Origin of the sequence: Thioclava sp. DLFJ4-1, from assembly GCF_002020145.1 — a bacterium.
Taxonomy (GTDB): Bacteria; Pseudomonadota; Alphaproteobacteria; order Rhodobacterales; family Rhodobacteraceae; genus Thioclava; species Thioclava sediminum.
The window spans coordinates 759,766-772,768 of sequence record NZ_MPZT01000002.1; the positions used below are offsets into that span (position 1 = coordinate 759,766).

The following is a 13,003-nucleotide window of genomic DNA, read 5'->3' on the forward strand; positions in this document are numbered from 1 at the left end:
CAGCGGGAAAAGCAGGAATAGGAATTTCCATGGAACTTTTCCCCCGTCGGCGGAATTTCACCGACCTAGAGCAGAGAGAATCGTGTTAATATTTTCACGCTTCCCCAGCTGCCAATCGGAATCAGGGGGTTGATCATGGGCAAGTTGTTGCTGACCACTTTGGCGGGTATTTACGCCGTTATGGCCATCGCCGGACGCGACGTTCCCGGGAACGTCGAACAGGCCTCTGCGGCCACGTCGAATGACACCGTACAGGTCTCACGCGCCGCGAGCGATAATCAAGAGCTTTCGGCCAGCGAGGCCCCTCAAATTGTCGCGAAGGCTGCTGCATCACAAGCCAACACGCCGAAGATCGAGAAAGCCTCGTTGATCACCCGCGTCACGCCGAACGCGCGGATGCCGGGCCCCGAGCTCAAACCGTCGCCGGAATATCGCGACACCTCGGCGCCGAAAGTCGAAGGCGGCACGCTCTGGAGCGTGACAGCCAATGCGCTCAACGTGCGCTCGGGCCCCTCGACCAGCAACGCCGCGATCGACCGCGTCCGCAAGGGCGACGATGTGCTCGTCGTGGCCGAGATCGGCGGCTGGGCGAATGTGAAGATCGAGGGCGACGGCACCGAAGGCTGGGTCTCCAAGAAGTACCTGCGCCCGGCAAATTGACCTAAACCGGCCTGCCAGCCGCTAAAATCTTGCCTTTTCAAATGGCTCGAAATACCCCCGTCGGAGGCAAATCTCCGGCGGGTTTTTCTTTGCGTCGCCGGATCAGAGGGAAGGCGCGCGCATGGCCAAGACGATCCTTATCACTGGATGCTCCTCGGGCATCGGCTATGACGCGGCCCACGGGCTTAAAGCCGCGGGCTGGAAAGTCTTCGCCACCTGCCGCCGTGAAGAAGATTGCGAGCGCCTGCGCTCCGAAGGGCTGATCTCGTTCCAGCTCGACGTGGCCGATCCCGAAAGCATCGAGGCGGGCTTCAACGAGGCTCTCGCGCGCGGGCACGGTCGGCTCGACGCGCTCTACAACAACGCAGCCTTCGCCTGCCCCGGCGCTGCCGAGGACATCCCCCCCGGCGCACTGCGCGAGATCTTCGAGACCAACCTTTTCGGCCTGCACGACCTGACGACCCGCGCGATCAAGGTGATGCGCGCGCAGGGCGACAATGGCGAGGGGCGCATCCTGCAATGCTCCTCGGTGCTGGGCTTCGTCGGGCTGAAATGGCGCGCGGCCTATGCCTCGACGAAATTCGCGTTGGAAGGACTGACCGATGTGATGCGGCTCGAAATGGCCGATACGAATATCAAGATCGTGCTGATCCAGCCCGGCCCGATCACTTCGAAAATCCGGGTCAACTCGATCCCGCCTTTCGAGAAATGGGTGGATTGGGAGAACTCCGCTCGCCGCGCGCAATACGAGGGCAGCCTGCTCAAGCGCCTCTACCAAAGCCGCGGCAAGCCCGACACGTTCGAACTGCCCCCTTCCGAGGTGACCAAGGCGATCCTCAAGGCGCTGGAGGCCCCGAACCCGAAGCCGCGCTACAAGATCACCACGCCGACCAAGGCAATCAGCGTCGTGCGCCGCTTCCTGCCCGACCGGATGCTCGACTGGGTGCTGGACAAGGGCTGAAAATCCTTTCGCATTTTCGTGATCTCCAGCTATGTCTTGAGCCCAGAGGGAGAGAGACTACATGCGCAACGACCCATTGTTTTATATCGTCGCCGTGGCGAGTTTGGCGGTTCTGGTGATCTTGATGATCGGCATCGCGGGCTTCGGACGCGGGGGCGATTTCAACAAGAAACATGCCAACAAGCTGATGCGGTTGCGCATTGCCGCCCAGGCGGTCGCGATCGCGCTGATCCTGTTGTTCGTTTATCTTAGAAGGGGTGGCTGATGGTCGTTCTCAATCGCATCTACACGCGCACCGGCGATGCCGGGGAAACCGCGCTCTCGAACGGGGTGCGTGTCGCCAAACATTCCGCGCGCGTGACCGCCTATGGCACCGTGGACGAGCTGAATGCGACCGTGGGCATTGCGCGCCTGCATGCGGATGAGGCGCTGCAAAAGCAGCTCTCCGTGATCCAGAACGACCTCTTCGATCTGGGCGCCGATCTGGCGCGCCCGGATATGGAGCATGACGACGAGGCGGGCTACCCGGTGCTGCGCATGGTCGAGTCCCAGGTTACCCGGCTCGAGACCGAGATCGACGCGATGAACAAGAAGCTGGAGCCGCTGCGCAGCTTCATCCTGCCGGGCGGCACGCCGCTCGCCGCGCACCTGCATATGTCGCGCACCGTGGCACGGCGCGCCGAGCGTGAAACCGTTTCGCTGGCCGCGATAGAAGGTGTCAACGAATGGGCGGTGAAATACCTCAACCGCCTGTCCGACTGGTTTTTCGTCGCAGCCCGGATCGCGAATGACGACGGCAAGGACGATGTGCTCTGGGTTCCAGGAGCGAGCCGCTAAGCGCGGTCAAAGGAAGCTCTGCGGATCGATATCGACCGCGAGCCGCGCATTCGTCGGCAGCTTCAGCCCCTTGAGCCAAGCCTTGAGCGCGCCCTGTAGCGGCGCGCTTTTCTCTGCCTTCACCAAGAGCCGCACCCGGTGCCGCCCGCGTACTCGCGCGATCGGCGCAGGCGCGGGCCCGAAGACCTGCGCCCCAATCCGGCGCAGCGCGGCATCGTTCCGCGCGAGGTGATTACCGACCTCGAAGAGCGGTTGCAAATCCGGCCCCGACAGGATGATCCCCGCCATCCGCCCGTAAGGCGGCACGCCCTGCGCCTGCCGCGCGGCGGCCTCCTGCGCCCAGAACGCCTCCTCGTCGCCGCCCAGAATCGCGCGGATCACCGGATGCTCGGGCTGATAGGTCTGCAAAAGCGCCGCGCCCTTCTCCTCGGCCCGGCCCGCCCGGCCCGCCACCTGCCGCATCAGCTGGAACGTCTTCTCCGCCGCGCGCAGATCCGAGCCCTGCAAACCAAGATCGGCGTCAATAACGCCCACCAAGGTCAGGCGCGGGAAGTTATGTCCCTTCGCCACGATCTGCGTGCCGATGATGATATCCGCCTCGCCCTGCGCGATCTCCGCGATCTTTTCCTTCAGCGCGCGGGCCGAGCCGAACAGGTCCGAAGACAGCACCGCCAGACGCGCCTCGGGGAAGCGCTCCGCGACCTCCTCGGCCAGCCGCTCCACCCCCGGCCCGACAGGCGCGAGTTTCCCCTCCACCTCGCAGCTCGGACATTTCACCGGGATCGGCTTGGTCTCGCCGCATTGGTGACAGACGAGCCGCTTGAGGAAACGATGCTCCACCATCCGCGCGTCGCAATGATCGCAGCCGATCTGATGGCCGCAGGCCCGGCAGATCGTGACCGGTGCATAGCCGCGACGGTTGAGAAACAGCATCGCCTGCTGCCCCTCGGCCACCCGCGCCAGAACCTCCTTCACCAGCGTCGGCCCGATCCAATGCGCGCTTTCGATCGCTTCGTCGCGCATGTCGATCGTGCCCATCTCGGGCAGTTCCGCCGTGCCGAACCGCGCGCCCAGATCGAGCCGCTGATATTTCCCGGCCTCTGCATTCGCCCATGTCTCGAGGCTGGGTGTCGCCGAGGCCAGCACCACCTGCGCCGAACAGCCCGAGGCGCGCAGCACCGCCATGTCGCGGGCGTTATAGAGAACGCCCTCCTCCTGCTTGTAGGAGCTGTCATGCTCCTCATCGACCACGATCAGCCCCAGATCGCGGAACGGCAGGAACAGCGCCGAGCGCGCGCCGACGACAAGTTGCACCTCGCCCGCCCCGCAGGCCTTCCACAGCCTGCGCCGCTCGCTCTGCGTGACGCCGGAATGCCATTCGCCGGGGCGCGCGCCGAACCGCGCCTCGACCCGCGAGAGAAATTCCGAACTCAGCGCGATCTCGGGCAGCAGCACCAAAGCCTGCCGCCCCTTGCGCAGACATTCCGCGACCGCCTCCAGATAGACCTCCGTCTTGCCCGATCCGGTCACGCCCTTCAGAAGCGTCGTCGAATAGGCCCCGGAGCCCGCGCGCAAAGCCTCCGCCGCCGTGGTCTGTGCCTCCGACAGCGCCTTGCCGGGCCGCGCCGGATCGAGCCGCGGGAACGGCTGATCGCGCGGCACCTCCGCCTCGATCAGCGCGCCGGTCTTCACCAGCCCCTTCACGACCTGCGTCGTCACCCCGGCCAGATGCGCCAACTCGCTTAGGTAGAAGCCCGCGCCGCCATGCTCTTCCAGCACCTCGAGCACCCGCGCCCGCGCATCGGTCATCCGCGACGGCTCCCGGTCGCCCAACCGGTAAATCTTGCGCATCCCCGGCGGATCGCCCAAGCCCGGCGCGCGCGTCGCCAGACGCAGCACCTGCGGCAAGGGCGTCATCGTGTACTCCGCCATCCGCTCCAGAAACACCCGCAGCTCGTCGCGCATCGGCGGCACGTCGAAGACCCGGTTCACCGCACGCAGCTTGGCGGCATCGAAACCGCCTTCGCCCGGCCCCCAGACCACGCCCAGCACCTTGCGCGGCCCCAGAGGCACCTCGACGAAAGCCCCGTTGTAGCAGCCACCCTCCGGCGCGCGATAATCGAGCGGCCGCCCGATCGGCTCCGCCGTCAGCACCGCGACCCGCGCGCCCTCTTCGAACCAACCGGGTTCAGACATCGCCATGCCTTCCAACTGCACTAAATATCTCGGGGACCGGCGAAGCCGCGGGGCGGAGCCCCCGTCCTGCTGCGACCTCTTTCGCCGTCGCCACTTTTGCGCTAACACGCTCGCGACTGCTGCCAAGGAGAGCTGCCATGAAATTCTTCGTCGATACCGCCGACACCGCCGCGATCAAGGAACTCAACGATCTGGGCATGGTCGATGGCGTGACCACCAACCCGTCGCTGATCCTGAAATCGGGCCGCGACATTCTCGAAGTCACCAAAGAAATCTGCGACATGGTCCACGGGCCGGTCTCGGCCGAAGTCGTGGCCACCGAAGCCAAAGACATGATCGAAGAAGGTATGAAGCTCGCCAAGATCGCCCCCAATATCGCGATCAAGGTTCCGCTGACCTGGGACGGCCTGACCGCTTGCAAGGCTTTCGCATCCGAAGGCCACATGGTCAATGTCACGCTGTGCTTCTCGACCGCGCAAGCGATCCTCGCCGCGAAGGCGGGCGCGACCTTCATCTCGCCCTTCATCGGCCGTCTCGACGACATCAACCTCGACGGGATGAACCTGATCGAGGACATCCGCACGGTCTATGACAACTACGACTTCACGACCCAGATCCTCGCCGCGTCGATCCGTTCGGTGAACCACATCAGCGATGCTGCCCGCATCGGCGCCGACGTGATCACCGCACCGCCGGCGGTCATCAAGTCGATGGTCAACCACCCGCTGACCGACAAGGGTCTGGCCCAGTTCCTCAAGGACTGGGAAGCGACCGGCCAGAAGATCTGACCTTCCGCCCGCGTCCGATACAACAAAGGCCCGCCTCTCCGGCGGGCCTTTTTCGTCGAGCGGGCCGATTTTTTCAACTGCGTCGCGGGGCGCATCGTGTATGCTTGGAAAAAATGATGCATCGACCAGCGACGAGACAGGCATGACCGAACCGGCCCTCGTGGAGCAACTCCGCGACAAGATCATTTCCGACCCTGACGTGATTCTCGAGGACCGCGACCTGATGCGGGCGCTGATCGCTGCGAACGAGGCCGCGATGGGCGGCAATATCGTCGATCTGCGCGGCGCGGCAATGTCCCGGCTGGAGGCGCGGCTCGACCGGCTGGAAGATACCCACCGCTCGGTCATCGCGGCGGCCTATGAGAACCTCGCGGGCACGAACCAGATTCACCGCGCCGTGCTGCGGATGCTCGACCCGCATGACTTCCAGTCTTTCCTGTCCAACCTCGCGACCGAAGTGGCCGAGATTCTGCGCGTCGACGCCGTCCGCCTCGTGCTGGAAAGCCACCAAAACGAGAACGACCCGGCGTTGCGCCAGCTGGGCGAGGTTCTCTGCGTGGCCGAACCCGGCTTCATCACCGAATACATGCGCGGCGGGCGTGGCGGACAGCCGCGACAGGTCGTGCTGCGCCAGACCGTGCCAGGCTCCGAGGCGATTTTCGGCGAGACGGCGAACTGGGTGCGTTCCGAGGCGCTGATGCAGCTCGATCTGGGCGAGGGCCGCCTGCCCGGCATGCTGGTCATGGCCGCCGAGGACCCGCATCAGTTCAAGCCTTCCCAAGGCACCGATCTTCTGGCCTTCTTCGCGGGCGTGTTCGAACGCACGATGCGCCGCTGGCTGGATTGATGGCGGAGCCGTCCGCAGGACTGCAAGACGCGCTCGCCGAATGGCTGAGCCATTTGCGCGGGCTGCGCGACGCCTCCGATCATACGATTACCGCCTATCGGCACGACGTGGCGAGCTTCTTGGGTTTTCTGCAAACCCATCACGGCGAGAGCTTGGGCACCGCCCGGATCGCAGAACTTGGGCCCTCCGATATGCGGGCGTGGATGGCGCATGAACGCTCTCGCGAGGTCTCGTCGCGCTCGCTCGCCCGCGCGCTTTCTTCGGTGAAAAGCTTCATCCGTTGGCTCGCCGATCGCGACGGGTTCGATGCGAGCCATATCCTCTCGACCCGCAGCCCGAAATATCAGCGCAAACTGCCGCGCCCGCTGAACGAGGACGCTGCCGCCGGGATGATCGAACAGGTGGACACGCAGGCGATGGAGCCGTGGATCGCCGCGCGCGACGCCGCCGTGCTGACGCTGCTCTACGGCTGCGGGCTGCGAATCTCCGAAGCGCTCGCCCTGCGCGCCGAGGCTCATCCTCTGCCCGAGGTGCTGCGCATCCGCGGCAAGGGCGACAAGGAGCGGCTCGTGCCGGTCGTGCCCGCCGCCCGCGATGCCGTCGCGGAGTACATGCGCCTGTGCCCCTACCCCGCCGAGCCGGATGCCCCACTGTTCTACGGCGCACGCGGAAAGCCGCTCAATCCGCGCATGATCTCCAAGGCGATGGAGCGGGCGCGCATGTCGCTGGGCCTGCCCTCCACGGCGACGCCGCACGCAATGCGCCACAGCTTCGCGACGCATTTGCTGGCGGCCGGCGGCGACCTGCGCGCCATTCAGGAACTGCTGGGCCATGCGAGCCTCGGAACGACCCAAATCTACACCGCCGTCGATGCAGCGCGGCTGATGGAAATCTACGACAAGAGCCATCCGCGCGCCTGAAGTTCGCTTGCCCCTGCGTCGCAAATCCGGCATCACGGGCAGATGGATATCCGCATCAAAGCCCTGTTCGTTCACCTCCTGACCGCCACCGGCGCCGTGCTGTCGATGCTCGCGCTTCTCGCGGCCGCAGAGGGCGAATGGGCGCTGATGTTCCTCTGGCTCGTCACCGCATTCTTCGTCGACGGGATCGATGGCCCGCTCGCGCGGCGCTACGATGTGAAGGCGAATTTCCCGCTCTATGACGGCGTCCTTATGGACCTGATCATCGACTATCTGACCTATGTCTTCATCCCCGCCTTCGCGCTGTTCCAGTCGAGCCTGCTGCCGGGATGGACGGGCTGGCTCGCGATCATCGCGATCACCTATGGCAGCGTCGTCTATTTCTCCGACACCCGGATGAAGACGAAGGACAACTCGTTCCAGGGCTTCCCGGGGGCGTGGAACATGCTGGTACTGGTGCTGTTCGCACTCAAGCCCGGCTATTGGACAATCCTGCTCGTCGTCGTGGCGCTCGCCATCGCGATGTTCCTGCCCCTCAAGTTCATTCACCCGGTGCGCACGAAGCGCTGGCGCGTAGTCTCCTTGCCGATGGCGCTTTTGTGGACCTTCTTCGCGGGCTGGGCCGCATGGGTCGATTTCGATCCGGCAAGCTGGGCGCATTGGGGGCTGGTGGTCACGTCCATCTACCTGCTGCTCGTCGGCATCGTGCAACAACTCGTGCCCGAGCGAAGCTGACTCGAACTGCGGCCCCGGCGCGGCGCCCCATGCCGCACGGGCCGCGAAACGGAGGTCGCATGCGCCGCAGTCTCGCACTTCTGGCTCTCGTGTTTTCCGCGCAAGCAGCCATGGCCGCGCCGGATTATCTCGACGACCGCTCGACCCCGTCCGCGCTGATCCGCTCGCTCTATAACGCGATCTCGCTGCATCACTACGCCCGCGCCTGGAGCTATTTCGCCGATCCCGAAAAGAACGGCGATTATGCGGATTTCGCGAAAGGCTATGCAGACACCGCCGAGGCTTCGGTCACGATCGGCCCAGTGACATCGGAAGGCGCGGCAGGCTCGATCTACACCACGCTCGGGGTGACGGTGAGCGCCCGGACGGGTGACGGCAAAACCGAGAGCTTCGGCGGCTGCTATGTGACCCGCCAGATCCAGCCCGCGATTCAGGAACCGCCCTTCACGCCGCTGCATATCGTGACGGGACACCTGATCGCGCGCCCGGCGGACGATGCCATGCCTACCAGCTGCGACGACCAAGGCCAGCCGCGATTTTAATCGCTCAGACCCGCGTCAGCACCACGCCTGAGACGATCAACAACGCCGCCAGCGCCTTCGTCATCCGCATTTTCTCGCCGAAGACGAGCCAGCCGATCAGCACCGCGAACAGGATCGAGGTCTCGCGCAGGGTTGCGACCAGCGCGATCGGCGCGCGGGTCATCGCCCAGATAGAGATCGCATAAGCCCCGTAGGAAGCCGCTGCCCCTAGCGTCGCGATCCCCCATTCGCGTGGCGCGGCGCGCAACATCGCGGTCCCGCGCAGCCCGAGCATGCCCGTCGCGAAGAACACCCCGCCCAGCACCATGATCCATCCGACATAGCCCACGGGCTCGCCCGAGATGCGCGCGCCCATCCCGTCGACCAGCGTATAGCTCGCGGTCGCCAGCGCCGAGCCCAGCGCATAGGGCAGCAGGCGGCGGCTTTCGCCATCGGTGAACACCCCGCGCGCCATCAGGGCGATCCCGAGCCCCAGCACCGCGATCCCCGCATATTCGAGCCCGCTGATCGCATCGATCGCCAGTGCGGCGGAGACGATCGCCACCATCATCGGCGCGGTTCCGCGCGCGATCGGGTAGACCCGGCTCAGATCGCCCTGCTCATAGGCATGGGCGAGGAAGAACTTGTAGCCGAAATGGATCACCCCCGCGGCAAGGATCCAGCCCAGCGCGGCGCTGTCCGGCATGGGCCGCGACAAAGCGACGACAAGCCCGATCAGAGCCTCGGCAATGGACAGCATCACCATGGCGCGGATTTTCGAGCCGCCCAGACGGATCAGCGCGTTCCACAGGGCATGCAGGAAGGCCGCGCCCAGCACCGCCGCCATGATCGTCAAACTCATATCCGCGCCCTTCTCTGCCCGACCGGCCATCGGTAGCTCCGGGCCATGAGGAGGGCAAGCCGCCCCGTGCAGGGGCCCGCAATCGCGGCGCGTGGCCCGGAGGGGATTGCGAAACGGGGCGCGCTCGGGCTATGGCCGCTCCATGCCGAGATACGCGTTCAAAATCGAATATGACGGGGGCCCCTTTGCCGGGTGGCAGCGTCAGGCCGATCAGCCTTCGGTGCAGGGCGCGGTCGAGGCCGCTTTGGCGAAGCTCGAACCCGGCCCCCACACGATCGCGGCGGCCGGTCGCACCGATGCGGGTGTTCACGCGGCGGGGCAGGTCGCCCATGCCGATCTGACGAAGGATTGGGACCCGTTCCGGCTGTCGGAGGCGCTGAACTATCACCTGCGCCCCGCGCCGGTCGCGATCCTCACCTGTGCCCGGGTCGAAGACGAATTCCACTCTCGATTCTCGGCGCAGGAGCGGCGCTACCTGTTCCGGCTCGTGCAACGCCGCGCGCCGGCAACCCATGACCGCGGACTGGTCTGGCAGGTCCTCAACCCGCTCGATATCGAGGCGATGCGCGAAGGGGCCGCGCATCTGATCGGGCATCATGACTTCACCACCTTCCGCTCGACAATGTGCCAGTCGAACTCGCCGGTCAAAACGCTCGACGAGATCAGGGTCGAGGCGATCGACATCCCGCATGGGCGCGAGGTCCGGTTTCACCTGCGCGCGCGCAGCTTCCTGCACAATCAGGTCCGCTCGATCGTCGGCACGCTGGAGCGCGTCGGCGCCGGGTCCTGGCCGCCCGAGCGCGTGGGCGAAGCGCTCGCCGCGCGCGACCGCGCCGCTTGCGGACCGGTCTGCCCGCCGCAGGGGCTCTATCTAAGCGCGGTCGGCTATCCGAGCGACCCCTTCGCCTGACGCGCCCCGCGCGCCGGGCGGGGCGGGAAGAAACGGCATTCGTGTTGGCACGGCGACGCCGCGCGTGTCCGCAGGGACGAACGCCGCGTCCTCATTCACGGCGCTTGCCACTTCGCTTCCGGGCGTTCCGTTTTGCCGGCGCCAGCCCTTCGCGGTGACATCGATTTCCCGCGCGTCCGCGCTTTGTAGACGCGACGCTTCGTCCAAAACGAGCGGCGCTAGGGCATCGCCCTCAATTCGCCGCAGCGTCGATATGAGTTCCTCAAGCCGCTCTCGGCAACGCTGCGCCACAGCCACATCTAGATCACGCAGAAGCAGGGCGGTCTCGCGTTCCGAGAGGTGGGCCACTGGCGCATGCGTGATCTTCGGATGCGCAGTCGCGCAGCTATGCGCGCCGGTCACGGGGGCCTCGTGCAACTTCTCCCCCCTCCGCAAACCGATCCGCAACAACTCGATCTCGCCGTCGGGGCAGTCCGGCCCGCGCAGCCGTAACCCGCGCGCCTCGACCATCTGCCGGGCGAGATCGCCGATCCGGATCGGTGCGCCCATATCGAGCGCGTAGACCCGCCCCGAAACCTCCCAGCGCCCGGCGATCAGCACGAGCCGCGCCGCTTCGGCGATGGTCATGAAATAGCGTGTGGCGTCAGGATCGGTGAGCGTGAGCGGCCCGCCTTGCGCGATCTGCCGCTCGAAAATCGGCACGATCGATCCCGACGAGCCGATCACATTGCCGAAGCGCACGATCGAGAAAACCGTCGCGCCCGCGCGGGTAGCAAGATCCTGCACCACCAGCTCGGCCATTCGTTTCGACGCGCCCATGACCGAGCTCGGTGCAATCGCCTTGTCGCTGGAAATCAGCACGAACCGCGCAACTTTCGCGGCCCGCGCAGCCCGTACGAGACAGACCGTGGCGGTGACGTTATTCGCGAATCCGGAAAGCGGGTTTTCTTCCACCAGAGCGACGTGCTTGTAGGCGGCGGCGTGGAACACCGCGTCGATCGCCTCGCGTGCGAAGATCTCCCGCACCAGCGCCGCGTCCCCAGCGGAGCCGAGCCGGGTGACGAGGTCGACACCCGCGCGTGCGGCGAGCGGCGTCAGGTCGGACAGGAGGGCGAACAGCGCCGGCTCCGAGAGTTCGAGCAGAACGAGTTTCGCCGGGCTACAGGCGAGAATCTGACGACAAAGCTCTGCCCCGATGGAGCCGCCCGCCCCCGAGATGAGCACGGATTTTCCGCGGTAGAACTCTGCCTCAGGCGGGTCGCCCCCGGTGATCTCGCAGCGGCCCAGCCAGCGCTCGGGGCGCACCGGTTCGAGCCGCGCGGCAAGATCCGCGCCGCCGACCAGCAGGGCGAAATCCGGCAGCGCCTCGCAACGCAATCCAAGGCGCGAGAGGTCACGCGCCAGCGCTGCCTTGCGCGGCTCGGGCAGGCGCGGATCGGCGAGGACGACGCGATCGACATTGAACTTGCGAATCAGCGCCTCGCGCGCCGCGGGACCCAGAACCGGCACCCCGTCCAACGTCGCGCCGCGCAAAACCGGGCTGTCGTCGAGATAGGCGCAGGTCAAGAACCCGGACCTGTCGCGCAACGCCCGTGCCAGCGCGATCCCCTCCGGCGTAGCACCGTAGATCGCGATGCGCGAGACGACGTTCGAGCGTCGATAGAGCCATCCCGTCAGCACCAGAAGCGCCCAGCGCTGGACCACGATGCCCGATAGAAACGCGCAACCAAAGAAGAGCGCAGTGCCGCCACCCTGCCATCCGAGGCCGGCCCAGAGGGCCAGTGCAAGGAAACAGGAGAGGACGACCGCCCTTCCCGCTCCCAGCATGGCGAAGTCCTTCAGGGGCAGGCGCGCCAAGCCGGTGCCAAGGCTTGCCACCGCGGCGAGACCGCTCCCGATCAGGACCAGGAGCCAAGCATCCATTTCGAGGCTCCAGCGGCTCAAGGCAGGCGTGAGTTGCAACACCAACGCAAGGCACGCCATCGCGAGCAGCGCATCGAGCGTCGCGATGACAGCCGCCTTGCGCGGACGCGACAGCGCAATCAGGCGCGTCGCGATCTTGTCGGTGAGCGCTTCCCTCACGCGATCCCTCCGCGCAAGGTTTGCCAGATCAGCGCCAGATCGAGCCGCCACGAGGCCTGTCTTTGGTAAAGCAGATCGAGCCGTGCTTTCTCGGGGACGCAAGCCTGATCGTAGATCCGCCGCGCCTCCTCCGCCGTCCGACATCGCGCCAGCAGACGCGCCTCTTTTTGTGCAAACTGCACGCTCGCGAGGCCGGTGATCCCCGGGGGGCTTGCGAGCACCTGCGCGTAGAGCTGCGGGAAACGCGCAACCACCTCGCGCAGCGGAGGGCGCGGTCCGACGAAGCTCATATCGCCGCGCAGGACGTTCCAGATTTGCGGCAACTCATCCGCGTGGCACCGGCGCAGGATCTGCCCAAGCGGGGTGATCCGCGCGCGCTTATGCCCGGCGGTGATGCCGTGATCGCCCGCCTCCGCCTCCATCGTGCGGAACTTCCACATCTGAAAGCTGCGCGTGGGACTGTGCATCCGTTCGCCGCCGTAGAACCACGGTCGCCCCTGCACCAGTGCAACCGCCAACCAAACAAGCACGATCAGCGGCAAGACCACGGGCAGCGCCAGCACCGCCAGCGTCAGATCGAAGAGACGTTTACGCCTGCGCCGGGCCGGGGTCATGCCAAATCTCCAGTTACGGGTAGCCACAAGGGGCGAAACTTCCGCAAGCCTAGGCAGGTCGCAGTTGCGA

The 13,003-nt window shown here is 65.9% G+C and carries 14 protein-coding genes; 10 read left to right on the top strand and 4 right to left on the bottom strand.

Annotated elements, in window-relative coordinates; translation table 11 throughout:
- Positions 1 to 135: 135 nt before the first annotated feature.
- The 4 genes from BMI85_RS08850 to BMI85_RS08865 all read left to right on the top strand — a co-directional run bounded on the left by BMI85_RS08850 (position 136) and on the right by BMI85_RS08865 (position 2,458).
- Positions 136 to 660 carry an SH3 domain-containing protein gene (locus BMI85_RS08850; RefSeq protein ID WP_078549337.1) on the top strand — a complete coding sequence of 175 codons (525 nt, stop codon included), beginning with the start codon at positions 136 to 138 and terminating at the stop codon, positions 658 to 660.
- Between the two features lie 121 nt (positions 661 to 781).
- The gene (locus tag BMI85_RS08855; protein WP_078521360.1) at positions 782 to 1,621 is read left to right on the top strand and encodes an SDR family NAD(P)-dependent oxidoreductase; all 840 of its coding nucleotides are present in this window, start codon (positions 782 to 784) and stop codon (positions 1,619 to 1,621) included.
- Between the two features lie 61 nt (positions 1,622 to 1,682).
- The gene (locus tag BMI85_RS08860) at positions 1,683 to 1,886 is read left to right on the top strand and encodes a twin transmembrane helix small protein (RefSeq protein ID WP_078600790.1); all 204 of its coding nucleotides are present in this window, start codon (positions 1,683 to 1,685) and stop codon (positions 1,884 to 1,886) included.
- Positions 1,886 to 2,458: a cob(I)yrinic acid a,c-diamide adenosyltransferase gene (locus BMI85_RS08865; RefSeq protein WP_078600792.1), complete on the top strand. Its 573-nt coding sequence runs from the start codon at positions 1,886 to 1,888 to the stop codon at positions 2,456 to 2,458. Before BMI85_RS08860 ends, BMI85_RS08865 begins: the two co-directional genes overlap by 1 nt.
- 6 nt (positions 2,459 to 2,464) lie before the next feature.
- Here BMI85_RS08865 and BMI85_RS08870 read toward each other — a convergent pair whose 3' ends face one another.
- Complete coding sequence (locus tag BMI85_RS08870) at positions 2,465 to 4,654, bottom strand: primosomal protein N' (protein WP_078601120.1); 2,190 nt, start codon at positions 4,652 to 4,654, stop codon at positions 2,465 to 2,467.
- Positions 4,655 to 4,791: 137 nt separating this feature from the next.
- Here BMI85_RS08870 and fsa point away from each other — a divergent pair, with 137 nt between their 5' ends.
- The 5 genes from fsa (at position 4,792) to BMI85_RS08895 (ending at position 8,486) form a co-directional block, all read left to right on the top strand.
- Positions 4,792 to 5,442 (top strand): fructose-6-phosphate aldolase, encoded by a 651-nt coding sequence (gene fsa / locus BMI85_RS08875; protein ID WP_078542596.1) that lies wholly within the window; start codon positions 4,792 to 4,794, stop codon positions 5,440 to 5,442.
- A 142-nt stretch (positions 5,443 to 5,584) separates the two neighbouring features.
- Positions 5,585 to 6,289, top strand: coding sequence for a DUF484 family protein (locus BMI85_RS08880; protein ID WP_078521366.1), 705 nt, complete (start codon positions 5,585 to 5,587; stop codon positions 6,287 to 6,289).
- The gene (locus tag BMI85_RS08885) at positions 6,289 to 7,209 is read left to right on the top strand and encodes a tyrosine recombinase XerC (RefSeq protein WP_078600794.1); all 921 of its coding nucleotides are present in this window, start codon (positions 6,289 to 6,291) and stop codon (positions 7,207 to 7,209) included. The genes BMI85_RS08880 and BMI85_RS08885 overlap by 1 nt, the downstream gene beginning before the upstream one ends.
- Before the next feature lie 42 nt (positions 7,210 to 7,251).
- Positions 7,252 to 7,944 (top strand): CDP-alcohol phosphatidyltransferase family protein, encoded by a 693-nt coding sequence (locus BMI85_RS08890; protein WP_108722379.1) that lies wholly within the window; start codon positions 7,252 to 7,254, stop codon positions 7,942 to 7,944.
- A 59-nt stretch (positions 7,945 to 8,003) separates the two neighbouring features.
- Entirely contained in the window at positions 8,004 to 8,486 is a 483-nt protein-coding gene (locus BMI85_RS08895; protein ID WP_078600796.1) for a hypothetical protein, read from the top strand.
- Positions 8,487 to 8,490: 4 nt separating this feature from the next.
- Here BMI85_RS08895 and BMI85_RS08900 read toward each other — a convergent pair whose 3' ends face one another.
- A complete protein-coding gene (locus tag BMI85_RS08900) occupies positions 8,491 to 9,327 on the bottom strand; it encodes a DMT family transporter (RefSeq protein ID WP_078601123.1) in 837 nt (278 codons plus the stop codon).
- 142 nt (positions 9,328 to 9,469) lie between these two features.
- Between BMI85_RS08900 and truA the strand changes: the two genes are divergently transcribed.
- A complete protein-coding gene (gene truA, locus BMI85_RS08905; protein WP_078600798.1) occupies positions 9,470 to 10,237 on the top strand; it encodes a tRNA pseudouridine(38-40) synthase TruA in 768 nt (255 codons plus the stop codon).
- Here truA and BMI85_RS08910 read toward each other — a convergent pair.
- On the bottom strand, positions 10,199 to 12,319 hold the full coding sequence (locus tag BMI85_RS08910) for a polysaccharide biosynthesis protein (RefSeq protein WP_078600800.1): 2,121 nt from the start codon (positions 12,317 to 12,319) through the stop codon (positions 10,199 to 10,201). The genes truA and BMI85_RS08910 overlap by 39 nt on opposite strands.
- A complete protein-coding gene (locus BMI85_RS08915) occupies positions 12,316 to 12,933 on the bottom strand; it encodes a sugar transferase (protein ID WP_078521375.1) in 618 nt (205 codons plus the stop codon). The genes BMI85_RS08910 and BMI85_RS08915 overlap by 4 nt, the downstream gene beginning before the upstream one ends.
- Positions 12,934 to 13,003 lie beyond the last annotated feature (70 nt).

Excerpts from the sequence above, each read along its gene's own strand:
- BMI85_RS08885 (WP_078600794.1), top strand. The coding sequence starts at position 6,289 with ATGGCGGAGCCGTCCGCAGGACTGCAAGACGCGCTCGCCGAATGGCTG.
- BMI85_RS08890 (WP_108722379.1), top strand. The coding sequence starts at position 7,252 with ATGGATATCCGCATCAAAGCCCTGTTCGTTCACCTCCTGACCGCCACC.
- fsa (WP_078542596.1), top strand. The coding sequence starts at position 4,792 with ATGAAATTCTTCGTCGATACCGCCGACACCGCCGCGATCAAGGAACTC.
- BMI85_RS08900 (WP_078601123.1), bottom strand. The coding sequence starts at position 9,327 with ATGAGTTTGACGATCATGGCGGCGGTGCTGGGCGCGGCCTTCCTGCAT.
- BMI85_RS08895 (WP_078600796.1), top strand. The coding sequence starts at position 8,004 with ATGCGCCGCAGTCTCGCACTTCTGGCTCTCGTGTTTTCCGCGCAAGCA.
- BMI85_RS08870 (WP_078601120.1), bottom strand. The coding sequence starts at position 4,654 with ATGTCTGAACCCGGTTGGTTCGAAGAGGGCGCGCGGGTCGCGGTGCTG.
- BMI85_RS08880 (WP_078521366.1), top strand. The coding sequence starts at position 5,585 with ATGACCGAACCGGCCCTCGTGGAGCAACTCCGCGACAAGATCATTTCC.
- BMI85_RS08855 (WP_078521360.1), top strand. The coding sequence starts at position 782 with ATGGCCAAGACGATCCTTATCACTGGATGCTCCTCGGGCATCGGCTAT.
- BMI85_RS08915 (WP_078521375.1), bottom strand. The coding sequence starts at position 12,933 with ATGACCCCGGCCCGGCGCAGGCGTAAACGTCTCTTCGATCTGACGCTG.
- BMI85_RS08860 (WP_078600790.1), top strand. The coding sequence starts at position 1,683 with ATGCGCAACGACCCATTGTTTTATATCGTCGCCGTGGCGAGTTTGGCG.
- BMI85_RS08850 (WP_078549337.1), top strand. The coding sequence starts at position 136 with ATGGGCAAGTTGTTGCTGACCACTTTGGCGGGTATTTACGCCGTTATG.
- truA (WP_078600798.1), top strand. The coding sequence starts at position 9,470 with ATGCCGAGATACGCGTTCAAAATCGAATATGACGGGGGCCCCTTTGCC.
- BMI85_RS08865 (WP_078600792.1), top strand. The coding sequence starts at position 1,886 with ATGGTCGTTCTCAATCGCATCTACACGCGCACCGGCGATGCCGGGGAA.